This is a genomic window from Thermogutta terrifontis, assembly GCF_002277955.1.
Taxonomy (GTDB): domain Bacteria; phylum Planctomycetota; class Planctomycetia; order Pirellulales; family Thermoguttaceae; genus Thermogutta; species Thermogutta terrifontis.
The window spans coordinates 3,035,189-3,060,415 of sequence record NZ_CP018477.1 but is presented as its reverse complement, the minus strand read 5'-3'; the positions used below and the strand labels follow the sequence as shown (position 1 = coordinate 3,060,415).

Annotated in this window: 20 protein-coding genes; 1 reads left to right on the top strand and 19 read right to left on the bottom strand. The window is 56.5% G+C overall.

All coding sequences use genetic code 11. The features are described from left to right. Nucleotides 1-3 precede the first annotated feature (3 nt). On the bottom strand, nt 4-2,619 hold the full coding sequence (locus THTE_RS11410) for an outer membrane protein assembly factor BamB family protein (protein WP_168175841.1): 2,616 nt from the start codon (nt 2,617-2,619) through the stop codon (nt 4-6). A gap of 563 nt (nt 2,620-3,182) precedes the next feature. Between THTE_RS11410 and THTE_RS11400 the strand changes: the two genes are divergently transcribed. Continuing rightward, complete coding sequence (locus THTE_RS11400) at nt 3,183-3,491, top strand: hypothetical protein (protein WP_095415555.1); 309 nt, start codon at nt 3,183-3,185, stop codon at nt 3,489-3,491. A 107-nt stretch (nt 3,492-3,598) separates the two neighbouring features. Here THTE_RS11400 and THTE_RS11395 read toward each other — a convergent pair whose 3' ends face one another. The 18 genes from THTE_RS11395 to THTE_RS11300 all read right to left on the bottom strand — a co-directional run bounded on the left by THTE_RS11395 (nt 3,599) and on the right by THTE_RS11300 (nt 24,977). Next, nucleotides 3,599-4,057, bottom strand: coding sequence for a response regulator transcription factor (locus THTE_RS11395; RefSeq protein WP_095415554.1), 459 nt, complete (start codon nt 4,055-4,057; stop codon nt 3,599-3,601). A 280-nt stretch (nt 4,058-4,337) separates the two neighbouring features. After that, on the bottom strand, nt 4,338-5,657 hold the full coding sequence (gene mtaB / locus THTE_RS11390; RefSeq protein ID WP_095415553.1) for a tRNA (N(6)-L-threonylcarbamoyladenosine(37)-C(2))-methylthiotransferase MtaB: 1,320 nt from the start codon (nt 5,655-5,657) through the stop codon (nt 4,338-4,340). Between the two features lie 277 nt (nt 5,658-5,934). Next, nucleotides 5,935-6,402, bottom strand: a complete 468-nt coding sequence (locus THTE_RS18280; protein ID WP_207651700.1) for a hypothetical protein — start codon at nt 6,400-6,402, stop codon at nt 5,935-5,937. Between the two features lie 765 nt (nt 6,403-7,167). Continuing rightward, nucleotides 7,168-8,067: an alpha/beta hydrolase gene (locus tag THTE_RS11375; protein WP_095415551.1), complete on the bottom strand. Its 900-nt coding sequence runs from the start codon at nt 8,065-8,067 to the stop codon at nt 7,168-7,170. 27 nt (nt 8,068-8,094) lie between these two features. Then, entirely contained in the window at nt 8,095-8,928 is an 834-nt protein-coding gene (locus tag THTE_RS11370) for a carbon storage regulator (RefSeq protein ID WP_095415550.1), read from the bottom strand. A gap of 543 nt (nt 8,929-9,471) precedes the next feature. Beyond that, nucleotides 9,472-9,849: an STAS domain-containing protein gene (locus tag THTE_RS11360; protein ID WP_095415548.1), complete on the bottom strand. Its 378-nt coding sequence runs from the start codon at nt 9,847-9,849 to the stop codon at nt 9,472-9,474. A gap of 219 nt (nt 9,850-10,068) precedes the next feature. Then, the gene (locus THTE_RS11355; RefSeq protein ID WP_157732038.1) at nt 10,069-10,806 is read right to left on the bottom strand and encodes a cytidylate kinase-like family protein; all 738 of its coding nucleotides are present in this window, start codon (nt 10,804-10,806) and stop codon (nt 10,069-10,071) included. A 258-nt stretch (nt 10,807-11,064) separates the two neighbouring features. Beyond that, nucleotides 11,065-11,409, bottom strand: coding sequence for a cytochrome C oxidase subunit IV family protein (locus THTE_RS11350; RefSeq protein WP_095415546.1), 345 nt, complete (start codon nt 11,407-11,409; stop codon nt 11,065-11,067). Nucleotides 11,410-11,476: 67 nt separating this feature from the next. Next, a complete protein-coding gene (locus THTE_RS11345; RefSeq protein WP_095415545.1) occupies nt 11,477-12,319 on the bottom strand; it encodes a cytochrome c oxidase subunit 3 family protein in 843 nt (280 codons plus the stop codon). Nucleotides 12,320-12,420: 101 nt separating this feature from the next. Continuing rightward, nucleotides 12,421-14,286: a cytochrome c oxidase subunit I gene (locus THTE_RS11340; protein WP_157732037.1), complete on the bottom strand. Its 1,866-nt coding sequence runs from the start codon at nt 14,284-14,286 to the stop codon at nt 12,421-12,423. Then, on the bottom strand, nt 14,286-15,314 hold the full coding sequence (gene coxB / locus THTE_RS11335) for a cytochrome c oxidase subunit II (protein ID WP_095415544.1): 1,029 nt from the start codon (nt 15,312-15,314) through the stop codon (nt 14,286-14,288). Before coxB ends, THTE_RS11340 begins: the two co-directional genes overlap by 1 nt. A 65-nt stretch (nt 15,315-15,379) precedes the next feature. Then, complete coding sequence (locus THTE_RS11330; protein WP_095415543.1) at nt 15,380-16,267, bottom strand: SCO family protein; 888 nt, start codon at nt 16,265-16,267, stop codon at nt 15,380-15,382. A gap of 149 nt (nt 16,268-16,416) precedes the next feature. Next, nucleotides 16,417-16,869, bottom strand: coding sequence for a hypothetical protein (locus THTE_RS11325; RefSeq protein ID WP_095415542.1), 453 nt, complete (start codon nt 16,867-16,869; stop codon nt 16,417-16,419). A gap of 60 nt (nt 16,870-16,929) precedes the next feature. Then, a complete protein-coding gene (locus THTE_RS11320) occupies nt 16,930-18,180 on the bottom strand; it encodes a quinol:cytochrome C oxidoreductase (protein ID WP_157732036.1) in 1,251 nt (416 codons plus the stop codon). Between the two features lie 51 nt (nt 18,181-18,231). Next, the gene (locus THTE_RS11315; RefSeq protein ID WP_095415540.1) at nt 18,232-19,566 is read right to left on the bottom strand and encodes a quinol:electron acceptor oxidoreductase subunit ActD; all 1,335 of its coding nucleotides are present in this window, start codon (nt 19,564-19,566) and stop codon (nt 18,232-18,234) included. Nucleotides 19,567-19,610: 44 nt separating this feature from the next. Further along, nucleotides 19,611-21,062, bottom strand: a complete 1,452-nt coding sequence (nrfD, locus tag THTE_RS11310; RefSeq protein ID WP_237260126.1) for an NrfD/PsrC family molybdoenzyme membrane anchor subunit — start codon at nt 21,060-21,062, stop codon at nt 19,611-19,613. A gap of 52 nt (nt 21,063-21,114) precedes the next feature. After that, complete coding sequence (locus THTE_RS11305) at nt 21,115-24,228, bottom strand: TAT-variant-translocated molybdopterin oxidoreductase (protein WP_095415539.1); 3,114 nt, start codon at nt 24,226-24,228, stop codon at nt 21,115-21,117. Next, nucleotides 24,216-24,977 (bottom strand): cytochrome c3 family protein, encoded by a 762-nt coding sequence (locus tag THTE_RS11300; protein ID WP_237260125.1) that lies wholly within the window; start codon nt 24,975-24,977, stop codon nt 24,216-24,218. Before THTE_RS11300 ends, THTE_RS11305 begins: the two co-directional genes overlap by 13 nt. Nucleotides 24,978-25,227 lie beyond the last annotated feature (250 nt).

The window sequence follows — 25,227 nt, the reverse complement described above, 5'->3', positions numbered from 1 at the left end:
ATATTACGGCTCGATGGCGGCGCGATAACACAAAAGGTCTCCGTCTTCGGTGGCCACCAGCAGAGCGTTTTGCACGACAACCGGGGATGCCGAGATGGCGCCGCCCACGGTGAGCGACCACGGCGACTGTCCGTCCCTGATACGAATGGCATAAAGATGACCATCCAACGAGGCTGCCAGGACCAAATCATTGTCAGGATCCGCATCCTGTGTTGCCCGCACAATGACCGGCGACGCATCCACATAGCGCCGCGTAGGAAATCGCCACAAATGTCGGCCGGTAATGCGGTCAAAACAGTGGACGGCTTTGTCTCGACTGCCCACCACAACGTAGCGCTCACTCACCGCCGCGGACGCCCGAAAGGCTCCGCCATCGTTCTCATTGTCGTAACGCCACACGACTTTTGCCTGCTTCCAGTCGATACCAAAAAAGACACCATTTTCCGTGCCTACATAGGCCAGCGGGCCCACCACCGCGGGTGTCGAGCCAGTCGGCCCTTCCAGGTCGATCGCGGCGATTTCCTTGCCATCGTGGATTTCCAAGACATGCAGTTTTCCATCGCATCCAGCGATGAATGTGCGTCCCTCCACGATGGGAGGTGTGCAGCGAATCTGATCGTGGCCACCGCCTTTCCACAAGATGTCCCCACTTTGTGCATCAACGCAATAGAGGAATGTGTCCTGCGATCCAAACACCACAACCTGTTTGCCCGAGGGCAGCGTGGCGAAGCTGGGCCCCCCGTCAATTTCTCCGGCCACTTCAAGTTGCCACACGGGATCGCCGGTTTCCGCGCGGAGACAGTGAAAGCCACCATTAACATCTCCTACGTACACATGGCCATTCCAATAACAAGCGGGCGCAACGATTCCGGCAGGTGCCTTCCACGCCCAGCGCTTTTGTCCTGTTTGCAAGTCCACGGCGTAAAAATTGCCTTCATTGCCACCCAGGAAGACGGTGTTTTCGGCCACCACCGGCGTGGCTGTGAATGAATCGTTCTCGGCGGTGAAGACCCACGCCTGCCGAGGCGGCCGGTCGAATCGACCCAGTGCCAGGCCAGTGGCCGTGAGCGTGCCTCGAAACACTGGCCAATCAGATCCGGAGACGATATCCACCGCCGTCTCCGCGGATGTCGGTTCGGCCACGCTGTTGTGGAGCGTGGTTCCGGATGGCACAGTCGGAGAGTCCTTATGCCTTTCGGCATCTTGAGAGCGACTGGCAGCAGGCTTGGAGTTTCCCTGTTTGACATTTTCCGAGCCCCCAGGCTCACTGAAGCAGTAGAGCGCCTCAGCCGTTCTCAGAACGAAATCACGATCGACCACCGCGGGCGTGGCCAGGCACTGGCCGCCGATGTCATTGCGGGCAAGCAGTCGGAATTCATCTCCTGCCGCGACAACAAAGACCACGCCCCGTTCGTTGACGGCATACAATCGGCCATCGGCCGCCACAAGCGAAGCCGTGAACGTCCCTTCCAGCGAAGCTCGCCAGACAACCTCACCGTTCCCCGGATTGTAACAGGTCAGCCACTTCAGATCGGATAGCACATACAGACGATTGCGATAGACAATGCCGGAGGGGATGTACGGGCCACCACGTGGCAACCGCCAAAGGAGTTCGGCCCGCACTGATCTCTCTTGTCCTTCGAGATGAAAGGCCAGGATCGGCCCGTTGCGACCGCTCAGACTGAAAAGTGTTTGGTTGCGGAACAGGGCAACCGGGGTGACGAGGGTTTCTAACCCGTCGTAGGACCATAGCTTACGGCCCGTGCGGGAGTCGTAAATCGTCAGTTGGCCGACGTTGCCCACCTCACCGCCGTTTACCACCAGGTAGGAGAGGTTCTTCTCCAGGGGCACGAGCACGGGCGTCGTCCAGCAGCCGGTGGAATCCCGAGGGGTTCTCCACACTTCTTTCCCGGTGCGCTTGTCAACAGCGATCAGGAAGGAATGCTCGTCCCGGTCACACAGTTGGATCACGGTGTCTCCCACAATAATTGGGCTGGCGGCCACCCCATAGATATGCTCTTGCGGACCCAGCGGTTTTTGCCACAGGAAATTACCCTCGAAGTCACAACAGATCAAACCTGCGGAACCGAAGAACGCGACGACTCGCTCTCCATCGGTGGCTACACTGGGTGACGCGTAACCATTCTTGGGATGGGTTTTGCCCTGCAGTCGGCCCACCTCCCGCCGCCACAGTAATTGGCCGTCGGAGCGACGAAAGGCAAGAACGACTCCGACTGGTTCCCGATCGTTCCCGACGGCCGAAGTGACAAACACGAAATCACCCCACACCACCGGTGAGCTGTTGCCTTTGCCGGGAACCGGGACTTTCCACTTGAGGTTGTGTTGCAGCGAGAATTGGATCGGCGGATGGGCGTTCACCCCGATTCCCTGGGCAAATGGACCGCGAAACATGGGCCATTGTTCCAGGTCGGAAGCCGTTTCCAATGGATCCGTTTCGGCGGCCGACCAGGGCTTCGCTTCGGGAGTGATGACCGGCTTCCGACAACCACTGCTGACGCATATCCACCATGTGCTGAAAACAATGACCAAAACGACGGCGACAATCTTTTCTGGCTGGGCGGTTGATTGCCGGGGTATTGATGGCGGTCGAGTTCGCATTGCTGCTCCAACGTCGGCACGCCTGTTCATTGTCAATCCCTTTTTTCGAAAGGCAGGAGAGTTTTTACTTTCCTTCGTAAGCGTAAAGGAGGCCATTGCCCATGTGCAGCAGATTTCCTGCCATTATGGAATCGCAAGCAATGGAAGTGCCAGATGATCTTCCTATCTTATCCCGTTTTTTGCGAGGATCGCTGAGAAGGCAATGTGTTGCAGGGGCAATTCATGAATTGCCCCTACCGCTTATCCGGCAACTGAACCAAGCGGTCGGAGCCCGGTCGTTAAAATGCGTTTTCCAAAAATATTTGGAAAATGTGACCTGACACGCGGCTTTCGACGAGCAATCCTTCGGCGGAGCACGCGTGTCGTGCCCACGGAAACTGATTCAGCATGATCTCCCGGTTGGTTACCCAAAGTTTTTCGACTCATCGCAAGAAGCGAGCTTAAACAGAGAATTTTGGCCTTGTCGCAGCGGCCGCACTGGCGGTAGTATCCATCACGTGGAAAAACGCTGAAGTTGGTTGACGCGCGGAGTTACAGCCAGAATCCTATCCAGGGTGCAAATCATGGATCGCCGCACAGCTCTAAAGACGGTGGGCACTGCTTTTTTAGGTGGGTGGTTGTTCCAGCGAACCTGCTGGGCCGACACTCCCGAATGGCTCAATCCCGAGGTGCTCAAAGCGTCTCTCCACACGGCGTCACCGGAAGAGGAAGGCTTTATTGCCTACGTCGTGGAGCTGGTTAAAGCCGGACGCCTGCCTCCCGAACTCCTTCAATCAGCCTATCTCTGGGCGAAGAGAAAACCAAAATACAAGTTTCAATACTTCAAAAGAGCGATCATTCAACTGGCAGCCGCCCGGGGAATTCGCCTCTGAGGTGTGATTAGCAACAGCAGTTTATTTAGCATCATCTCGGCTAGCGCTGGCAAGTGGTTGGCCCCACAACCCGAGAGTCTGCGTCCATCCTTCCACGACTCTCCGGCTCAGCTTTCCAGCAACCGCCGAACGCTGTCCAGCAGCCGATCCATGGCAAATGGCTTGCGAATGTAATCGTCCACGCCCAGCATTTCAGCGTACGCCTTGTGCCGACTTCCCTCGTTGGCGGTGATCATAATGACCCGGACGGGGACCTTGCGTGTCTGACGAAGTCGCTCCAGAACCAGGAAACCACTTCGCTTGGGCATCATCATGTCGAGAATGACAAGGTCCGGATTTTCAGTATCTGCCAGGGCCAGCCCTTGGTTTCCGTCCCGCGCAATGAGGACCTCATAGCCCATCGCCTCGAGGGCCACCCGCATCGATTCGACGATCTCCGGATCGTCATCGACAAGCAGAATGCGTTTGCGTCGGGGCGTGGATGCCGGGGACGTTTCTACTGCCGTCGCCGTCGGTTCGTCCCGCACGGATTGATCTCCAATGCTGCTCGACTTTCGCACAGCCATTGCCGTATCCTCGTCTCAGGAGGGAACTTCTCTCTGGCGGAAAAACCGTGTGAAGCGATCGACGCTCACGGACCTTCCGCAACGTTTTTGGGCGGGAATTCCTCACGGGCTCGACGGGGAAACCTGCTCCGGAACCCGCATGTGGAGTTAAATTCACCTTTTGCTTACGCGATAGACCACCATTTATGCCGGGGGCTTCACAAACCAGGATGGATCATCACTCCCCTTATGATGGCGTCTTGGCCGAATTATTTCAACACCGCTCCCCAAAATGGCGGGTCTATAGGCGGTCGGCCGTTGCATTCAAGAGTGTCAGGTCCAACGAGGCATCCTGCCCGCGAGCTGTAAGAAATTCGCCATCAAATCCGTCCACATCCACCTGACCCAACTCTCCCAATTCGCCCATACTGGCATGCGATCGGACAGGGATGTATCGGTCGGACATGCCCAGCAGGCACTTCGGGCGGCCTTCCGGATCGGTCACGAGATCTTCCCAAAGAACCTGAAGACTCCCTCCGATGAGTTCACCGATGTAGCGCCGTCTGACTTGCTGCGCGAGTTGCTCCAGGTACGATGATCTTTCCTTTTTGACGTGTTCGGGAACCTGATCGGGATACTCGGCGGCGGGAGTCCCCTCTCTTGGACTGAATCGGAAAATGTGAATCTTTGCAAATCCGACCGATTCTACAACCCGACAGGTTTCCTCAAAATCGGCATCCGTCTCTCCGGGAAAGCCAACCATGATATCCGTCGTGATGGCCGGGTCGCGAAGGAGTTGCTTAACGCGTTCACACCGCCGCAAGTAGTATTCCACGTCTGCCCGACGCCGCATCCGCTTTAGAATTTTTGGCGACCCACTCTGCAAAGGGATATGAAGGTGGGAACAGATCCGTTCGGGATTTTCTGCCATCAATTCCAGCAGGCGATCGCTGACTTCATTGACTTCCAGGCTTGAAAGGCGGATACGAAAACGACGATCTACGTTGAGAAGCCGGGAAACGAGTTCCGCCAGATCCATTGTTCGGTCGTCGCCCGGTCCACGGCCAAACAGCCCCAGGTGAACCCCTGTGAGTACCACTTCCCGATAACCGTTGTCCACCAGTTGCCGCACTTCCAGGAGGATGTCTTCCACGGGGCGGCTCCACAATCCCGGCCGCACCTGGGGAATAATGCAGTACGTGCAGGGCAAAACGCAACCGTCCTGAACCTTCACGTAGGCACGATGCCGCCGAGCAAAAAAGGCAATCCCCGTGGGCACATCGACGAGCCCTCGCCGGGCGAGACACTCCCGCATCTGGCGTTTGTCGGTCAGCACCTCCGAGACGCCGGGCATCGACGCAATTTCGTCCGCCGCTTTTGCCGCGAAGCAGCCCATTACAATCACCTCGGCTTCAGGATGCTCCCGGGCGAGCCTGCGGAGAATCTTTCGGCACTCCGCGTCCGCCTGATGCGTGACCGTGCAAGTATTAAAGATGACCAGATCCACAGGTTCATCCTGCCCGGCGTCCCGATATCCCAGGCGCAGGAAACCCTGGCGGAGGTATTCCGTCTCGTACTGATTGACCTTGCATCCGAGCGTGATGGTACGAAGTGTTGGCATAAATCGAAGAATCTTTATCGGCGCACTTGGGTTATCTGGTGTCGAGTCTTTAATCACACCTCATGATGCCATTATATCGCGGAAACCGTTGGCCGACTTACGCAGGCCACCAACTTGCCGCTTTCATTGAAAGAACCTGCGACTTGCCCAAGGTAAGGAACGCAAACCAAAAAAGAACGCGAGTCCCACGAGGGACTCGCGCTGAGTCTCAAAATTACTTGGACAGGAGACCTGTCGAATCAAATGGGCACGGTTGCCAAAGCTGCCAAACCCTGGCTCACTGCTGGGCAGGCTGTTCCGCCGGCTTCTGTTCGGCAGGTGCCGGCTGTTCGGCTGGTTTTTGTTCTGCAGGCTTCTGTTCGGCAGGAGCGGGTTGCTCCGCGGGCTTCTGCTCGGCAGGCTGAGCTGCCGGTTGTTCAGCCGGCTTCTGTTCAGCGGGTTGGGCCGCGGGCTGTTCGGCCGGTTTCTGCTCAGCCGGTTGGGCAGCAGGCTGTTCAGGAGCAGGCGGCATCGTCACTTCCCCGGGCGCTGATGGAGCAGGGAGTTCCGGCCCTTTCTGCTCGGCTGCTCCCTGCGGCTCAGCAGGCTTCTCCTCACCGGCGGGTTGAGTTTCGCCCGGGGCTGCCTTTTGAGTCGTACCGGCAGCGGGCGTCTTTCCTTTTTCGGTTTGGGTGGCCGGTTTTGGGCAGCCGACCACAGCCACCAACAATCCCAGAGCCACGAACAAGGCAACCAGACGTTTCATCGCAGCAACCTCCAACTTGGAACCACATACGGACCACAAATGGGCGTCAGCTCCTCAGCCGACGCATTTACAGGACCCACAAACCAACTCAGGGGAGATACTCTCGTTGAAGGAATTGAGCAAATTCACAACACAGAGAAACTGCGCAAGACGTTGTTACAACTCGGTGTACGCTTTTGCCATTCTTTCCCAGTTATCCTGCTTTCGCAAGACATGCCCCGGTTCTGACTCCCGCAGCGTGCTGCCCATTCAAAGCTAATGATGCCATTCAAGGGTCTCTTATTCCGTCCCATCTGGAAGGTGGTGCGCTAGTGATGCCCGTGCCGCCGCTCTATGTTCCTCCGGTCTACACGGCTTTGAGACCTCTCCCACAATTCCGACTTTTCGACACGCTGTGGCGACGTCCCCGCGAATTGCCACGCAAGATCCAGAAAACGACGTTTCTCATGTCATCCGGGATGGCACAGATGGCTGTTTGTGCAGTGAGGCAGTGTGCCGAAATCTCACAGAGAACAGCCAGGCCGGGGCGTTCTTCGGGCCTGACGTTGCCAGCGAGACAAAATAATTCAACTTTCATGACGGGCCGTAACGAGCGCTTTTTTCCCGAGGCACTCTGAAGGGAGATGACTCTTGTGCACGACGAAGCGAGCACACCGTGCTGCCGGCCAAAGGCGAACACTTGATAGGCAACTCCCTGGAGACTCCCCGCAGAGCGACGCAGTCCATCTGCCTGATTGTGGACGGTGGGGGCGGTCGCCGCGACTGTCAGGGCGGCTGGTCGCGCGCCGGCGACGGTTCGGTCGAGTGGGCATCCAGCCAACGGAGCACCTCCGCGATGACCAGGTCTTTCTCCGGTTCACTGAGGACTTCGTGATAGAGCCCATCATATAGCCGTAACGTCTTGTCGGCAGCGGCTGCGCGTTCGTAGAAGAGTTGAGCACCACTCGCGGAAGAAAGTTTATCGCCTGTGCCCTGGAGCAAAATAAAAGGCGTCTCAAAATTGATGGCGACCTGCTGGAGTTTTTCCTGGAGGTCGATGAGCCCCAGGCCGGTTCGCAGCGGGAAACGCCCACGATAAACGAGAGGATCCTCGCGAAGGGCTTTAAGCACCGCTGGATCCCGCGACACGGCATGCTGACCGAAACGCCGCGCCGTTTTTAACTGAACGAGGCGAATTTCCGGAAAGACTCTCACAAGAAATCGTCCCAGCCCGATCAGCCATCGCGGGATGCGGACTGCTATTGTCACAGGCGGAGCACTGAGAATAGCGCCTCTAACGGGTGGGCGTCGGGTGGCACACCAGAGGATCACTAGCCCGGCCCCCATGCTGTGTCCAAAGAGAAAATCCGGTGCCCGGCCGACCTCGCGGAGTTGCTGGTTGACGTCGTCCAGGTCCTCAAGATACTGATCAAAATCGCGGACGCTGACCCGCGGACCTTCCGAGCGTCCGTGTCCCCGCAGATCGATCATTTCCAGACTGTAGCCGCGAGCCGTTAACTGGCTGGCAAACCACTCATACCTGCCGCAGTGTTCAAGAATTCCGTGCAGCCCGAAAATGCGGGCGCGAGGTAAGAAGTTGCGTGGTTCCCAGAGACGTCCTACCAGCCGGATACCATCCCGGGTCAGCCACGTCGTGTCCACGGAAAAGTCAGAGCGCTCAGCCACGGGAAATTGCGTTCTTCTGAGCCTACCTTACAAATTGAGTTCGCGGATGAACGTTTCCGCCTGATGAGCCGTCTGGATCCATTGATCCACACCGTGCGGACCGATGGTCACCTGCAATTCAGCGGGGCTGCGTGATCCAAGCGCGATCACTTTGACGCCCCTCAAATCTGGATTGTCTCGGATTTCACGCAACGTCCGCGCGGTGTCACACGGCGTTTTTCGGGAAGGCACCGGCTGATCAAAGTCGAAGATAATCAGATCGGGACGGGCATGCTTGGCCAGATAATCCAGGGCCTGACACCCATTGGGCACGATCTTAACCTTGAATCCCGCCCGCTCCAGGACCGCCGCGATGGGGCGCTGGCTCTTCTTGACGTTTTGAACGACCAGTGCGACGCGCTCCTGGTGCGTTTGAGCGGCTTGCATGGAACAATCCGCCTGCCCGACTGCACCCACCTGCTGCCGAGTTTCGTGAAGGTGCACCAGAGCCTTCTGAATCGTTTGACGGGCGAGCTCAAGGTTGCCCTGGGTTAATTGGACATCCGCATACTCCAGAGCTACGACGAGGCAATCCAAGATCTTCTCGTACGCCTGGTGGGTCTTAATCGGTAGTTCATTGGCTGAGGAATCGCGCTGTTGCGGCGGGGTGTTTCGTTGAAGGGAAGCCTGCGTGGAAGCCCGTTGGGACATCGCAGTCTCTTGTTGGAACGTCTCCAACAATTCTTCCCGCAATACTGGCACCTCTGGCGGCGCATCAATTCCCAATCGCACAGTCGATCCCGAAATCCGCACCACCTGAATAGACGTGTGCACGGTGGGAAGCACAATCCGTTCGTTTTCTCGGCGGGTCAGCACTAACATGACGTCCTCCTTTCCTTGTTTGGCGTCCACAGAACGATGTCACATCGTACTGGGCGTCTCCACTCCGTTTGCTACGACGAGCCTGGTGTGGTGGTTGTCAAGTTTTCGTGGTGTAGTTACGGTAATTTTGGGTTTTCGGTTCTGGAAATGAATCTCAGCACAGGTTGCCTTCTGGCACGCAGAACAGGCGTAACACTCCACGCCACCTGCCATAAATTGAATTTCTGGAGGCTTTCTGGAGGCGCAGGGCGGAACGCTCTTACAGCAAATTCACCTTCTCAAATTTTCAGCCTGCCAGCGTGCCGCAGCAGCTTGCCTGCCCTTCGAAAACGATCACTGCAATACGCGGCAAAACCGAGCGTCCGGCGGCTCAACTGGTCGCCGGATGATCCGCTGAGTCATCCTGACAAGACAGACATGCAAGGGGACATCCTTGTCCGTGAACAATTGCCTTTTTAACAATTTCCCAGAAATTGGCCAAGATCAATTTTTGAACCGGCCAGGGGACAAGATGGCCAGGAAGATGATCAGACGAAAGAGACCTCAGAAGCTGGCCAGGGCGTCAGCTTCGGTCTTGAAAATCTGGAAGATCGTGTCAAACCGGGTAATTTTGAAGACTTCGTAAATATTGGGGTTAATTGAGCAGAGTTTGACAACGCCACCCCGTTTGGATACCCGGTTCTCTAAAGCCCTCAGTTTTCCCAAAGCGCCACTGGAAAGAAATTGCACGTTGGCGAAATTAAGCAAAAGCTTCGTCCGATTGCCCTGATCTACCAGCGAGAACAGTTCCTGCCCCAGTTCCTGGATCCCCAGGTCGTCGGTAATTCGGCTTTCCTTGAAATGAACAACCGTCACATCGTCCACTTCATACACGTCGATGTGACGGAATTCCCCCAATTTAACGTTGTCGGATTGTGTCATTGCCGCTGCTCGCTTCTCCAGCTTCCTGGATGGGGAACCTCGGCTAAAAACCTTCCTTCCAACGGCCTGTAACGATTTACCGGGCACCCCCACCAGTTGGACCCTATCATAACGCGATTTTTGCAACTTGCAAGAGGCAGAGTTCGGTCGCGTGGTTATGGCTTGCCGCGTGCCGACCGCAATTTTCTTTGCCGCATGTCCCCAATCGCCCCCAGCCGGCTAACTCAGTTGTTTTGCCAAGAGGGAAGCCTCCCGAGCCTTCCAAGCTGCCACGATCAGATCCGCCGTGGTCTCCACGCCCCAGCGCTCCACATTGAGGACGAGGTCGTACCATTGAGGATCGCTCACATCCTTATGGAAGAACTGCTGGACGAATCGTTGCCGAGCCGCTTCCAGTTCCTGCACGAAACGGCGGGCTTCGGCCTCGCTGAGCCCCTTCTCTCTCTGAATTCTCGCCACGCGATACTTTTCCGAGGCCACAATCCGCACAGCCAGTCCGGCGTTATCCGGCAAGACGAACCGGATCCCCCTGCCCACAAAGATGACCTGTCCTTTTCGGGCAGCCGCCCAAACCACGCGTTCGAGGCAGGCGAGGAACTTATCGCTGGAAATGACGTGCGGATCCAGCCACTGTCCCAGCGTGTCCCGCACCCAGTTGCTCGGGGACTCGTCAATCGATTCCAACTGGCTTCGTTCCAGGCAAAACCTCTGAGCAATGGTGTCGAGCACGTTTTTGTCGATAACGTCCCAATGAAGTTTCTCGCCGACTCGCTGGGCGATTTCTTCCGCCCCACAACCTGCCTGCCGAGAAATGGTAATGAACGGACCGAGTTGCTTTTGACTCGCGTGTGCTTCGTCGAAGCGGATCACCCGTTCCGCAATCTGCTGGGCCGCAGACCACTTGGCCATTTCCCGCTCAGCCGCCGCCCGAATCCGCGGTTCTCGAATGTCCACCATGGCACCCTCCCGTTTTTTTGACGAGTCCCAGAAAGACAAGCTGCGCGATCCCGGTCGTCTACAAACCGGACACCTTCCACCGCACATTCATTATAACCGGGGTCGGTTTAAATAATCCAGAAAATTTGTGGTCGACCATTGACTTGCCGCGTATCAGACGCCCCGACCGAGCGTGCCCTAAGGTGGGGGCTCATTCAAACAAAGAACGTTGGCGGAGAAGTCGGCCGCCGAATGTCCTTGACGCGGTGTCTGCCAAGATCACACCGGGTTTTCCAGTGCGGCCTGCACTTCAGGAAATGTTTGTCGGACATCCACCAGCGTTAATCCCAGGAAAAGTGCCAGGAAAAGTATCGCCAACGTGAACACGAGCCCATAGAATGGGTGATCGTACCGCAAATGCATGAAGAATAGAGCAACCAGGGCAGCTTTAACCGTTGCTATTCCAATTGCTACAAAAAGATTTCCCGGTCCCAGGTCGACCCATGTGGCGGCTACCGTCAGGGCCGTGAGTACGAGGAGCGCAATAAAGACGGCCACCAGGACATGTCCTGGCACCACGTGTCCTCCCGCATGATGTGCCTGGTTTACCTGCTGTGACGTCATACTCATTCCTTTTGCAAAGCCTCTCAGTTCAGCAGTTGTTTCCCTGAGCGGAGGTTCCTCCCCGTTCTCAGTGAATCAAATACAGGAGCGGAAACAGATAAATCCAGATCATGTCAACAAGGTGCCAGTAAAGGCCGACGTAGTCCACCGGCCCGTAGTATTCCGGACCAAACACCCCCTGAAAGGCGCGGATGAGAAGCCACGTGATGGCGATCATGCCTCCGACGACGTGCAGGGCGTGAAGGCCTGTCATGCAGAAATAAATGCTGAAGAAGACACCGGCCAGACGCGGCTCACCGGGGTATTCGGAGTGTTCACCCGCCGTTGCCGCCGTGGTGGGCTCGGGTGTTTGTCCTGATGTTGTGGCTTGGACAGCAGTTGGCGCGGTCGCCGGTGAGGAGGGTTTCGGAGCAGCATCCCCGTGGTGCTCAGCATTGGTGACGTGGGGATGGTACCAGCCTGCCCAGAGGAGGCCGTGCTCCCATTTCTGGCGATACTCGACATATTTCACCCCGAGAAACGCGCCCGCGCAGAGGAGCGTCGTTATCAAGCACAGCCGCAATGTTTGTTGCTGTCCCAGTTGCGCGGCTCGCACCGCCCAGGCCATTGTGAAACTGCTAAAAATGAGGATCGCGGTGTTCAGCGCGCCGAGGTTTTTGTCCAGAAAGTGGTGGGCGTAGACAAAAACTTCCGGATGATTCGCGCGATAGACGGCGTACGCGCAAAAGAGTCCGCCAAAAAAGAGGATTTCCGTCACCAGGAAGATCCACATCCCCAGTTTGCCGGCCGCAAACTGTTGGGCCATGGAGTCGAAATGATGGGCCAGGTATGCAGGATGCTCACCTGCATGGTGATCGTGTTCCCCAGTTGGGTGATGTTGTTCCGGAACTTCAACGGAGTGTGTTGCCATCGTCATCGCCGCAAAAACGGAGAACTAACGTTTAGAAAAACCGGAATTCTCAATACTCGCAACCATGAAAGTCATATTGCAGTGCGCATCCTCTTTTCGCCTCACGTGATTGCGGTCTGGCGCACCCAGTAACCCTGTGTTTCCGGATCGTACACCACCTGATCGAGGTCGTACGGATCGAAAGCCGGCGTTATGACGGGAGGACTGAGGAAATTCTCTTTGGGGGGAGGGGAAGGGCATCGCCACTCCAGGGAAGCCGACCCCCAAGGATTGGGCGGTGCCTTCCTACCCCACCATAAAGAACCCAGCAGACAGACGGCCGCCACGATCAGCCCAATGGCCGTCAGATATGCCCCCGCGGTAGACATCAGATTGAGACCCGCAAATTCGGGATGCCGATCAAGCAAACTGGAATAATCGAAGTACCGACGCGGCATCCCTCGGCTACCCAAGACAAATTGCGGGAAGAATGTCAGATTGAGACCGAGGAATATCAAAAGCGCTCCCAAACGGCCGAGGGTATCGTTGTACATTTTGCCCGTCATCTTCGGCCACCAGTAGTGAAGGCCACCGAGGAAGGCGACAAGCGTCCCGCCAAACATCACATAGTGAAAGTGTGCCACCACGAAGTAGGTGTCGTGGAGGTGGACATCGGTGGCCAGGGCGCCAAGGAACAGACCTGTCAGGCCACCAATACCGAACAGAAGAATGAACGCAAGGGCATAGCACATCGGTGTTTGCAGCGAGATCCGCCCTTTATACATGGTCGCCAACCAATTGAAGACTTTAATCGCGGAAGGAATGGACACGCTGAAAGTAAGCGCACTGAAGATCATGCTGGCCAGCCGCGATTGCCCGCTGGTAAACATGTGATGTCCCCAGACGAGAAAACCGAGGATGGCGATGGCCACGCTGGAAAAGGCAATGAAGCGATATCCGAATATATGCTTGCGGCTGAAGGTGGAAATCAGTTCACTGATAATGCCCATTCCGGGCAAAATCATGATATAGACCGCCGGGTGAGAGTAAAACCAGAAAAAGTGCTGGAAGAGCACCGGGTCCCCACCCAGCTTGGGGTCAAAAATACCCAGCCCGAGATTCTTCTCTAAAGCAATCAGCAGCAGCGTGATGCCCAGCACCGGTGTGGCGAGGACCTGAATAATTGCCGTGGCGTAGAGGGACCAGACAAAGAGCGGCATCCGGAACCAGCTCATGCCCCGCGGACGCAGGAAATGAACGGTGGCGATAAAGTTAATCCCGGTAAATATAGAGCTGAATCCCAGAATAAACGCGCCTACCACTGCCGTTGTGACGCGGGTATCGGTAGTCGTGCTATAGGGAGTATAAAAAGTCCATCCCGTGTCCAGTCCTCCCGTGAACAGCACGACCAGGAAAAACACGAGACCAATTAGCCATAAATGAAAACTCATCAAGTTGAGACGCGGAAACGCCACGTCTTTGGCTCCCAGCATGAGCGGCAACACGAAGTTACCCAGGGCGGCAGGAATCCCCGGGATAATGACCAGGAATATCATAATCGCGCCATGAAGAGTAAACGCGCGATTGTATTCCTTTGGCGTTAGAAGATAGCGCGGGGGTGTCGGCTGGACGGTGCTGGCAGCAGTAGCCGCTTCGGATTCAGCCACCATTTGGGCCGCGGCATCCTGCCCGGTGGAAGTATTGGCCGGAACCGGCTGACTCGGCCCCACAACCACGGCGGCACTCCCGGCGGTAGACGTTGCTTGACCAGGCTGGTGAACCAGTGCCGGGATGGCCAGGTGAGTGCGAATGAGGAGTGCGAAAACTCCCCCCAGAAGTAACGAGGTCAAAATGCCCACAAGATACATGACCCCGATCCGCTTATGATCGAGGGTGAAAAGCCACGACCAGATCCCACGCCCGTCGTGAAGATAGTCGGGCGGCGTCGAGCGGGCCACCGGCCTGGGTTCCGTAACTTCGGTAACCATCAGTTATGTCCTCCAGCCGACTGTTCCGATTTTAGCGATTTAATAAACTCAATAAGGGCAGCAATTTTGTCCTCATCGAGGAGCCCCTGGTACGGGGGCATCTGCGGTCGAAATCCTGCCACAACTTTGGCATCCGGCACCAGGATGGACTCGCGCAGATAGTTCTCGTCGGCCGTTACGGTAGTGCCATCCGCGAGCTTGACCTGGCTTTCGAAAAGTCCCAGAAAGGTAGGTCCCACCTTTGCGGAGCCGTCGATCGAATGACACTGGGCACAACCCTGACGCTGATAGAGGATCTGCCCAGCCTCCACCGGTGAGAGGTTTTTCATGAAGTTAGAGGCCTCTTCCAGCCATTTTTCAAACTCACCGGGCCGATGCACGATAACCTTGGCAAGCATCGAAGAATGATTGTCTCCACAGTACTCGGCGCATAAAAGATCGTACTCGCCGGGCTGGATCGCTTGAAACCAGGTGGATGTGTATCGCCCGGGCACGAGGTCCATCTTGAGTCGAAAGGCCGGAATATAGAGACTGTGGATGACATCGCGACTGGTCATCACAAGGCGGATGGGACGATCCACAGGCACGTGGAGATTCTCATCAACATATCCTGTTGGATAGGTAAAAAACCACTTCCATTTCTGGCCCGTCACGCGGATTTCATAGGCATTCGCTGGCGGTGTCCGCATCTCCATGTATCCAGCAAACCCAACCGCGAAAATGAATATGATGATCATTGTGGGAATAACAGACCAGGTCAGCTCGAGCCAGGTATTGTGGCTGGGGGAGGGTTCGGGCGCATCCCGGTCAGGACGCGCACGATATTTAAGGACAAAAAGCGTCATCAAGGTGACAATCAACAGAAAGAAAAACGCAGCCACATAGAACAAAAAATAGAACAGCCAGTCCACGGCCGATGCCGTTGTGGACCCGGCGGGTGGTAGCCAGAAGCTTCCGCTTTGTACCAGCGGTAGAACTCCCGCGATTGAGTTGCCTGTCAAATGATTGGTTATTTGTGAGGGATCCATACTCGTTCAATCTGACCAGGACAACCGAACCGAACACTCATGATAGGAAATTGCTCTGAAAGTTTTTATTGTTCGGCCCAAGAATCGTCAGCCTGTGAAGTTACATTGACTCCATGTGTTTCGGGGGCACTATTGCCTGGATTGCGCTGTGTTCGTTCCCGCCACCACCACACCGCCAAAACCGTCCCCAGGACACAGACCGTGAGAACACCTCCTAACTGCATCAGGCGGTAGGCTGCCAGGGTGTAGGTTCCCCGGGCGGGGTCATAATGAAAGCAGAACATGAGGATACGGTCGGTGGTCGTGCCGATTTTACCTTCGCTCGCTTCTAAAAGGGCCAGGCGAATATTTTGAGCAGGATATTCTACCCCGTAAAGGTAACGGGAGATTTTGCCTTCCGGCGTGCATACAATGGTCACTGCCGGATGAATAAATTGTTTGGTTGCCTGATCGTAGCGATAATAGAAGCCCACGCTGTTAGCCAAACGCTTGATATTCTCTTCTTTGCCCGTCAAAAAGAACCATCCGCGGTCCGCTTCCGGGCGCTGGTAAGCAGTCAGGTAGTGCCGCTTGGTCGCGGCTGCCCGCTCCGTCGTCTCCTCGGGATTGATGCTCACCGTGATCATGCGGAATTTGCCGCCGAGTGTCCAATCGAGAGATTCCAGCCCTTCGAAAAGGCCGTTGAGCTGAAGATGGCACAGCTTGGGGCAATTCGAATAATTGAGAGTCAGCAGCACGGGTGTTTTTCCGTCGAACAGATCCTTCAAACGGACGGGCTGCCCCTCGGAGGTTGTGAACTCCAGATCCAGCGGGAGCGTGCTACCGAGTTTCTCGTCTACGCCAACGCCCTCCAGTTCGTTGGGCGCAGTCTGGGACAACTGGGCGTTCACTCTTGAGCCCAGCAGGATCAGCCCGCAGACCAGGAATATCGTGAAGCCTCGGCTTCGCAACATGTTCACTTCCTCCCGAAGAGAGGTTTATTGCCACGCTGGTGTGTTAAGGGCACTCATTCAACACGCGGGATTCGACATTACCACCCGCTCGACTCTTTTGGAATTGTATGCCTTAGATCACGATCTCTCCAACAAATGTCGGGCAAATTTCAATTTTTTATCTTGCTGGTCGGTTTTTCTGGCGATTTAACCTCCTGCGTGGTTTGGCCAGTTTTTTCGTTGGGTTCAGGGGCTGGAGCGGGCGGCTGCATTCTGCCCCCAATTTCGGCCGCTGGCCGCCCTGCCTGAAGGTCGCGAAGTACCAGCCGCATGGCCTGATCGATGGGGAGGACGCCCGCTTCCTTCCCGGCTTGGGATGCCGCTGCCGCCAGACGGAGTTGCTGCTCGGTCTTGACTGTGACAATCTCTTCTGGAAGCACCTGCCGGTTTCGCGTTTCAATCCGGCTCACCCAGGCGTAATAAATCACCTGGAGCAGAATAATAATTGCAAAAACGATCAGTGCTCCCACAAATCCAATAAGACCAATCAGGGTCGCATTAACGTCCTTTTCGCCCTGTACCTGGAGTTCAATTTCAGTATCGGGGACAGTTTGGCTGTTCATCACTTGCCACCATCTGTAAGTTACGCGATTTTGCCATCACTGATGTTGTAACGCTTCATTTTAAACCACCTCATGGTGGATCGCCTCGTTCAGACGCGGATCCCGCACCGGAATGGGGGGATAGCGTGTCAAACCTTTCAGAACGATTGCGATCACGATTCCGAACACGCCCACACCGCCAAGGATTCCACCAATCAGTGATAGGGGACCGACAGTGGGATGCCAGTTCGGTTTGATCAACCAGTACAGATCAAGCCAATGAAATACCAGCAACCATACGGCGAAGAATCCCAGCGTCCAGGGATTGCGTTTGATCGCCCGGGGCATCATTCCCACCAGTGGAATGAGCAGATGACCGAAAACAAGACCCAATGATACATACAACCATATTCCCTGTTGCCGTGGCAAATAGAACTGAGATTCCTCGGGAATATTTCCGTACCAAATGAGCATGTATTGCGAAAACGCTATATATCCCCAAAAAATGACAAATCCAAAAAGAAGTTTTCCCAGATCATGATAATGCTCAACAGTCACAACGCGGTGAGATAGGAACCCAAGAGCCTGAGCGAGTAAAAGAATCAGGATCAGGCCCGCCAGTCCCCCCACAACGCATCCGGAAAAGATATACACCGGAAAGATGGTGCTGTACCACGCGGGCGCAAGCGACATCACCCAGTCGAAGGCAGCCAGGGTCACGGTCACTGTGAAGAGAAGGGCAGCCGCGGGGCTCCATTTTTCCATAACCAGTGTCCAGCGCGGATCCCCATCTGTATCCTGTGCCAGGGACCGAGTCATGTAAAATCGCCCCAGCCACCACCATGCCGCCAGGCAAAAAGCTGCCCGCAATAAGAAGAAGGGAATATTCAAATAGATCGTTTTATGGCGTAATTCAGCATGGTGGAGAAAGAAATCGCTAGCCGCCCAGGGATAAAGGTTCAATCCATCGATAAACAAAGTGACAGCGATAGGTAAAAAAGCGACGGCCACTAGCATCGGAGTGGTCCCGGCCATCAGTTCCGCGGTACGACGGACCGTGACGCTCCAGCCGGCACGGGTCAAATGTTGAAGAAATACGAAAAACAGTGCCCCAAGCGTGATGCTTACCAGGAAAGTGTAGTGCACAAGATAATCCTGCAACCACCCGGCCGGAGAACTGCTGGACAGCACAAAGCCCAGAACGATCGCGATGGCTCCGCCAATAATGCAGATCTGCGGTGCCCGAGACACCCCCGTCGTTGAGGGGTTCATCGCGGATTGAACCGTGGAATTGGTATCCATCAATTCTGTCGCTTGCATTACCGATCCCATCTACGACATCGTCAAAGGTAAAATACTCTTCGCTTTATTCGCTCGTTATTCTTACGGCCGTCTATCTTTTGCGAGGTTGCTGTTCATGGGTTCGTCATGGATGAGGCCGCGACCTGCCGTGGATGCAGTGGCCGCCGCTTCTTGAAAATCCTCCGGGTACGGCGCGCGAGCCCGTTGGAGTGCCCGGACATACAGCACGATGGCCCAGCGATCCTCCGGCGGAATTTGGACAGCGTAGGGGGGCATGCTGTAAACACCCTCGCGAACCACGCCCTGGGTGATCGTCTCGAAGATTTTGCCCACGGGTTGTTCGCGGACGGCCTGGCCGGTGAGGCTGGCGGGCGGAACCCACGTCGCTTCACCGCGGGCACGGGCCCGGCGGGAGGTCATGCCGTCGTACGGCCCCGCTTCACCCGTCCAGCCGTGGCATGTTGCGCAGTAAATGTCATACCGTTCGCGGCCGCGCCGCATGACTTCCTCGGTTACCCGGATCGGAAATTCAGTGAGATAGTCGCTGCCGATTTTCCCCGTGAGAAATCCCTCCGGTGGGGGCTCCCAGTGAGGATCGAACGGGACAGTCCCCGGCACTCGCGGACGCATCGCCCGACGGTCGGCAAACAGCGGGCTAACGGCCTGCGTCTGATATTTGGGCTGAAAGTCCATGTCTTTGATGATGTGAATGCGGGGCTTTTCCTGGGGAGTTTCCGTGGTGTGCTGTCGTGCCAGAGCGATGAACAGCGGCGGCAGGAGCGCCAGAACGGCCAGCACCAGCAATCCACGTTTGATGGCCACCGGGATGGTAGTATCGCCTTCCGGGGCGGGGCACAGTTCCACACTTTCCGCGCCAAGATTTCGCAGCCATTCGGCCGTTCGCTCCGGATGAAACTGAGGGTCTTTAGCCTCGATCGAGACCAGAAATGCATCGGTTGTCACCCGAGCGAATGAAGCTGCCGTACTCCCCGGATAGAGGAGGCGGGGCAATCCGTTAAGCACAATTGCGCCGAAAAAGGCGGTGAGGGCGGCAAACAGCACTGTCAGTTCGAAGATGATAGGAACGTTAGCCGGTAGACTGAAAAATGGTTTTCCACTGATGTTGAGGGGATAGGCAACTCCGTTGGCCCACCATTGCAGGACCAGGGCACCGAGTGCTCCCATCGCTCCCGCCCCCGCCACCAGCCAGGGGAGAATTGTGGGCCGGATTTTCATGGCCCGATCAAGGCCGTGGATCGGGAACGGAGTATGGCAATCCCAGTAACGGTAGCCGGCCGCTGAAATCTGCCGTGCCGCTGCCAGCAGGTCGGCAGGAGAGCCAAACCGAGCCACGACGCCCACATAGTGTGGCTGGTGCGAATTCGGTTTCGTGGGGCTGTGACTATTGTCGTTCATAACGTCTCTAACGTGGTGCGTTCACGTACTATGACCGAACTTTTTTATCGCGAATATTCCAGTTCGGAAGGCGCGTGCTCTTCCGCGGCATGACGGTGATGGACATGGGCCTGGGGCAACACGGTTTTCACTTCGGCCATCGCCACCATGGGCAGATACCGGCAGAAGAGCAGAAACAGAGTAAAAAATATTCCGAAACTGCCGATCAGCATGAGAAAGTCAATGATCGTGGGTTTGTAAAGAGCCCAGCTCCCCGGGAGAAAATCGCGACTGAGCGAAGTTACGATGATGACAAAGCGTTCAAACCACATTCCAATATTCACAAATATGGCGATGATCCACATCATCCAGGGTGTAGTCCGGCATTTTTTAGACCAGAAGAGTTGAGGAATCGCCACGTTGCAAATGACCATCGTCCAGTATGCCCAGGCATACGGGCCCAGTGCCCGATTGAGAAAAGTGAAGAGCTCGTATTTATTCCCGCTGTACCATGCCATGAAGACTTCAATGAGGTAAGCATAACCGACCATGAAGCTGGTCGCGAGAATAAATTTATTCATGTTATCCAGATGACGGAGTGTGACGAGTTCCTTAAGTCCAAAAAACTCTCGTGCCGGCACCATGAGAGTGACCACCATCGCGAAGCCACTGAAAATTGCCCCCGCCACAAAGTAAGGCGGAAAGATGGTGGTATGCCAGCCGGGGATTACAGAGACGGCAAAGTCGAAGCTCACGACGGAGTGCACGCTGAGAACAAGAGGCGTCGCCAAAGCCGCCAAGAAGAGATACGCCTTCTCAAATCGGTGCCAGTGTCGCGCCGACCCTGACCAACCCAGCGAAAACAGGCCGTACAGTAACCTTGGCAGCGGGCGAGTTGCTCGATCGCGGAGAGTGGCCAGATCGGGGATCATCCCCAGGTACCAGAATAAGACGGAAACGGTCATATATGTGCTAACGGCAAACACGTCCCACAAAAGGGGACTTCTGAAGTTTGGCCACATGCCCATTGGGTTGGGATAAGGTGCCAGCCAGTAAACGTACCACACGCGCCCCACGTGGATCGCGGGAAAGATCCCGGCACAGACCACGGCAAACACGGTCATCGCTTCCGCGAAGCGGTTGATACTTGTCCGCCAGTGTTGACGGAAGAGAAATAAGATGGCCGAAATCAGCGTGCCCGCGTGACCGATCCCCACCCAGAACACGAAATTGACGATGGGAAATCCCCAGAACACGGGGCTGTTGTTGCCCCAGATTCCAATGCCCGTCACAAAAAGGTAACCCGTCAGGGCGATGAACATCGCGGCCAGGGAAGCTGCCACGGCAAAGCTGACTTTCCAGGCAAGCGTGGCCCTGGGTCGCTCTGGAATCCGCGCGACCGTTTCTGTCACCGTTGCAAAATCGTGCTGGCCTATGACAAGCGGTGGTCGCGAGGTGGGATCGCTGATCGTGTTGTCCACTTCAGGTTGTCTGGAAATCATTGACGCCAGGCCCATGGAAGGTTCTCTTTCCCCCTGGTGGTCTTACATCGAATGCTGATGAATTTGCTTATGCGGTATGTTCCCGATTTGCAGCAGATGGCTCACTTTCCATTGCTTGCAGTGCCGGATGAGGGTTGCGAACCCGTGCGAGATACTTGGTACGCGGCTTGACGTTCAGTTCTGCCAGCATTCCATAGGCGCGATTTGAATGATGGAGTTGAGCGACCGCGCTTTTGGGGTCGGCCAGGTCGCCGAAGACGATCGCCTGCGCCGGACACACCTGCTGGCACGCGGTTTGGATTTCACCGTCTTTCAACGGACGGCGCTCGTTTTTGGCCTCGATTTTGGCATTCTGGATCCGCTGGACGCAGTAGGTACACTTTTCCATCACCCCCCGAGAACGGATTGTCACCTCGGGGTTGTATACCATTTTCTGGACTTCATTCCGCGGATTGTCCAAATCCTTGTGATAATAGAAGTAATTAAACCGCCGAACTTTGTAGGGGCAGTTGTTAGCGCAATATCGGGTGCCGATACACCGGTTATAGACCATGTCGTTAAGTCCCTCGTGGCTGTGGACTGTGGCGGCCACGGGACAAACTTGTTCGCACGGCGCCAACTCGCACTGCTGACACATGACCGGCTGATGCACTGTGCGAGGATTTTCGGGAGCCCCGGTGAAATAGCGATCAATGCGGATCCAGTGCATCTCGCGACTTCGCATCACCTGCGCCGGTCCGACCACGGGAATGTTGTTTTCGGCCTGGCAGGCCACGACGCATGCACCGCAACCGATGCACTTCGAGAGGTCTACCGCCATGCCCCAGCGATGACCTTCGTAAGCATGTTCAGGCCAAAGCGATTCGAGCGGAGGATGATGCACCACCTCCTCCGCGGAATACGGCTCATGGGGATCGGTCAATCGTTGCAAGGTCACTTCCCGCACCAGTTCCCCTAACCGCTCCACGCGTCCCTGGAGACCAATTCGGTCGATGAGATGATGGTCCTGAACACTGGCCAGCGGCTGGCTGTCGGGCAGTTTCGTCACTTTGACACTGGAGAAAACAAACTGGGAAGCGTGTGATCGAAGCGCATAGGTGTTAACTCCCACGGAGGGGATGTTCTCGGTAGCCAGGCCCCCCACATGACCTGCGGCGGTTCGCCCGTAGCCCAGGGAAACAATGACCGTCTGCGGTGGGATCCCGGGCACGACCACCACCGGCAAAACGAGCGCGGCACCGTTCACTTCAAGCCGGATGACGGAACCGTCTTTACAATCCAGGCCGCGAGCGGTCTCCACGCCCATCACGGCAGCGTTTCCCCAGGTGAGGCGGGTCACCGGGTCGGGCCACTCCTGGAGCCACGCGTTGTTGGCGAACCGACCGTCGTACACCGAGTAGTCCGCGGTGAGCAGGACGGAGACAGCATCCTCGGTAGGTTTGTCACCCGCCATAAAGCGTTCCACGGCATCTGGAAAACTCTCCTTCTTCGCAGAGTCAGCCAGCTCGGTGAGCGAATTGAGCTGACCCGTCCCGTCCCGGAACAGCCCCTGGGCAAGACATCTCTCCCAGTCCGAACCCTGCGTGTGGGGATACCGCGTTTGGAATGTCTCCTGCACCCAATCTTGAGCACTCTTTCGCGGATCAAGGAACAGCCCGAGCAATTCAATGAGGCTTTTGCCGCCCCAAAGCGGAGCGATCATGGGCTGCATGACGGTGTACGTGCCGTCCCAGGTCTCCGCGTCGCCCCAGGTTTCCAGAAAATGGGCCATGGGAACGTGCCAGCGACACGAAAGGGCCGTCTCGTCGGCGTAAAGACCAAGGTGGACGGAAAACGGCACCCGCTCGACAAGCTGGTGCAGCTTCATCGCCGCTGGAGCGCTGTAGACAGGGTTCGTGTCGGCAAACAAAATGTTCTGCACGTTGCCGGATGCCAGCAATTCGTGGAGTGCCTGCAGGCTTTCTGCGGACCGGGCAAGCATGGGGTCGGATACGGGGATATACAAAACTGGCCCACCCAGGTTTTCCAGCATTCTGTTGATCCGCGCGACAGCCGCATGCACTTCCGGGGCCAGCCAGGTCCCTGCCGCCACCGCGGAGCGGCCTCGGTGTTGCCATAGATCTTCCGCGACTGCTTTGAGAAATGCTGCACGATACTGCGACCTGGGCGATTGATCGGAGGTGGAGCCGATATCCGGCAGCGATTCCCCGGCGGCGAGTCTTGCCAGACAAGTTTCCAATGCAGCCACAAACGCGGAGATTTCGCCAGGAGGGAGTGGCAACCGATGGTCCGCGGACGAACCGGTCAGGGTCCAGCGGGTTTCGACCGCATAAAGCCGGGACATGCGGTCAGGGTTTCCGTCTCGCGTGGCGGCAAAGTCCCGGGCAGCCCGGACATGTCCCGCCGACTCGAAAAACAGGTCGGCGTCCAGCGCGAGGATGACTCTGGCCTGATCCAGCCGATAGACAGGGCGGGCTTCCACTCCGAACACATTCCGCGTCCCCCTGCGGACAAAGTCGTCATGAACAGGTTCGTAGGTGAACCACTGTGCCTTCGGCCAGCGCTGTTCGAGAAGTTTCCGCAATCGCCGCACAGTGGGGGAGGACGTCGCCGAAGTGACAAACACCCAGTTTTCCCCATTGGGTGTGGCCGTGATCCGTTGCCGCAGGGCCGCCGTGAAGTCCTCCCAAGAGCGAACCACCCATTGTCCGTCGGAACGTGCGACGACATCGCGACTTCGGTCCGGGTCGTAAAGTTGCAGGACGGCAGCCTGGGCGAAGCTGTCCGTTCCCCCCAGGCTCGTTGGATGAATGGGGTTGCCTTCCAACTTGATTGGCCGTCCGTCCACGCATGTGGCCACCAGCCCCGTCACTTCACCGGATAAGTCCATGGCGGTGGCGAAGCGTTCGGGCTTGCCCGGGATTCGACCAACCGGGCGATGAACGAATGGGGCGATTTCCGTTTTTTCCCAGCGGCATCCGGCTAAGCCGGCGAGGGTAAACGAGGCGGCCATCAGTTGCAGCCACCGCCGTCGGGAAAGGCCCTCGAGGGCCACACCGTGAGGAAACTCCTTGGCAATCCATTCACGGAATTCCGGAGTATCTGCCAATTCGTCCAGTGTCCGCCAGTAGCGCGGGCTATTACCGGCAGTTGGCTCACCTTGGCGACTCATCGATGACATGTCGAACAACTCGTCGAGGGTTGAATGTTGTTTTTCCGTCGCAATTCTTCACCTATTCGTTGCTGTTCTTCCGGAGATCCCGCCTGCCAGGCGAGATTGGTGATCTGATCCTGCGGACGGAGGTGTGGCTCGGGATTGCGATGGCATTCCAAGCACCAACCCATTCGCAAAGTCCTTGCCTGATAGACACGTTCCATGCGGTCCACACGATCGTGGCATTCCACACAACTGACGCCGCGGTTGACGTGGGCACTGTGGTCGAAATAAACAAAATCGGGCAAATCATGGACACGCACCCAGGGAATCGGCTGGCCGGTGGCGTAACTTTCTCGCACCAGTGCCAGTTTGGGACTGTTCGGCGCGATCCGATCATGGCAGTTCATGCAAATTTCCGTGGACGGGATTGCCGCATGAGCTGCTTTTTCCACGGTGGTATGACAGTAGCGACAATCCAATCCCAGTTCGCCTGCATGGAGGGCGTGGGAGAAAGGGACGGGTTGCGTCGGGGAGTAGCCGATGTCGATCGTTTGCGGATCGGCAGCAAACCACGCGACGCCCAGGAGATAAAGCGGCACAAACAGAAGGATCGCTCCAAAGAGGGGGCGAGCACGATCGAACCACAATGGTAAGTAAGGCTTGGACATACCGAGTTGTTGAACCACTGCCGGAATTGATCGCGATGTCACCACCGGGATCGGGACCTTCCCAAACACGGCGACCCCAGTTGGTCCGAACAATCGGAGGCGCACCAGACCTCCCAAACCAAGGGAGAGCCCGCCCGGACGCGACCCCTTGCAACCGCAACCTACCATGGGGCCTGCAAGTGGGTGTGAGCCCCTCCCAATGTGTGCCGTTTATTACAGGCACAAGTTACCTGTCCACATCAATGGATTATAAGCGGATTGGTTGCGAAGGTGATGAGGGAGGTCGGGAATGCCATTGGCTCACAGCCCGACGCCAGAGTTTAAGCAATAGGACAACGCGAATCGGGAGCAAATC

Excerpts from the sequence above, each read along its gene's own strand:
- THTE_RS11325 (WP_095415542.1), bottom strand. The coding sequence starts at position 16,869 with ATGAACAGCCAAACTGTCCCCGATACTGAAATTGAACTCCAGGTACAG.
- THTE_RS11400 (WP_095415555.1), top strand. The coding sequence starts at position 3,183 with ATGGATCGCCGCACAGCTCTAAAGACGGTGGGCACTGCTTTTTTAGGT.
- coxB (WP_095415544.1), bottom strand. The coding sequence starts at position 15,314 with ATGGATCCCTCACAAATAACCAATCATTTGACAGGCAACTCAATCGCG.
- THTE_RS11305 (WP_095415539.1), bottom strand. The coding sequence starts at position 24,228 with ATGTCATCGATGAGTCGCCAAGGTGAGCCAACTGCCGGTAATAGCCCG.
- THTE_RS11320 (WP_157732036.1), bottom strand. The coding sequence starts at position 18,180 with ATGGGATCGGTAATGCAAGCGACAGAATTGATGGATACCAATTCCACG.
- THTE_RS11350 (WP_095415546.1), bottom strand. The coding sequence starts at position 11,409 with ATGACGTCACAGCAGGTAAACCAGGCACATCATGCGGGAGGACACGTG.
- THTE_RS11340 (WP_157732037.1), bottom strand. The coding sequence starts at position 14,286 with ATGGTTACCGAAGTTACGGAACCCAGGCCGGTGGCCCGCTCGACGCCG.
- mtaB (WP_095415553.1), bottom strand. The coding sequence starts at position 5,657 with ATGCCAACACTTCGTACCATCACGCTCGGATGCAAGGTCAATCAGTAC.
- THTE_RS11395 (WP_095415554.1), bottom strand. The coding sequence starts at position 4,057 with ATGGCTGTGCGAAAGTCGAGCAGCATTGGAGATCAATCCGTGCGGGAC.
- THTE_RS11355 (WP_157732038.1), bottom strand. The coding sequence starts at position 10,806 with ATGGTGGACATTCGAGAACCGCGGATTCGGGCGGCGGCTGAGCGGGAA.
- THTE_RS11360 (WP_095415548.1), bottom strand. The coding sequence starts at position 9,849 with ATGACACAATCCGACAACGTTAAATTGGGGGAATTCCGTCACATCGAC.
- THTE_RS11370 (WP_095415550.1), bottom strand. The coding sequence starts at position 8,928 with ATGTTAGTGCTGACCCGCCGAGAAAACGAACGGATTGTGCTTCCCACC.
- THTE_RS11345 (WP_095415545.1), bottom strand. The coding sequence starts at position 12,319 with ATGGCAACACACTCCGTTGAAGTTCCGGAACAACATCACCCAACTGGG.
- THTE_RS11410 (WP_168175841.1), bottom strand. The coding sequence starts at position 2,619 with ATGCGAACTCGACCGCCATCAATACCCCGGCAATCAACCGCCCAGCCA.
- THTE_RS18280 (WP_207651700.1), bottom strand. The coding sequence starts at position 6,402 with ATGAAACGTCTGGTTGCCTTGTTCGTGGCTCTGGGATTGTTGGTGGCT.
- THTE_RS11330 (WP_095415543.1), bottom strand. The coding sequence starts at position 16,267 with ATGTTGCGAAGCCGAGGCTTCACGATATTCCTGGTCTGCGGGCTGATC.
- nrfD (WP_237260126.1), bottom strand. The coding sequence starts at position 21,062 with ATGGGCCTGGCGTCAATGATTTCCAGACAACCTGAAGTGGACAACACG.
- THTE_RS11315 (WP_095415540.1), bottom strand. The coding sequence starts at position 19,566 with ATGAACGACAATAGTCACAGCCCCACGAAACCGAATTCGCACCAGCCA.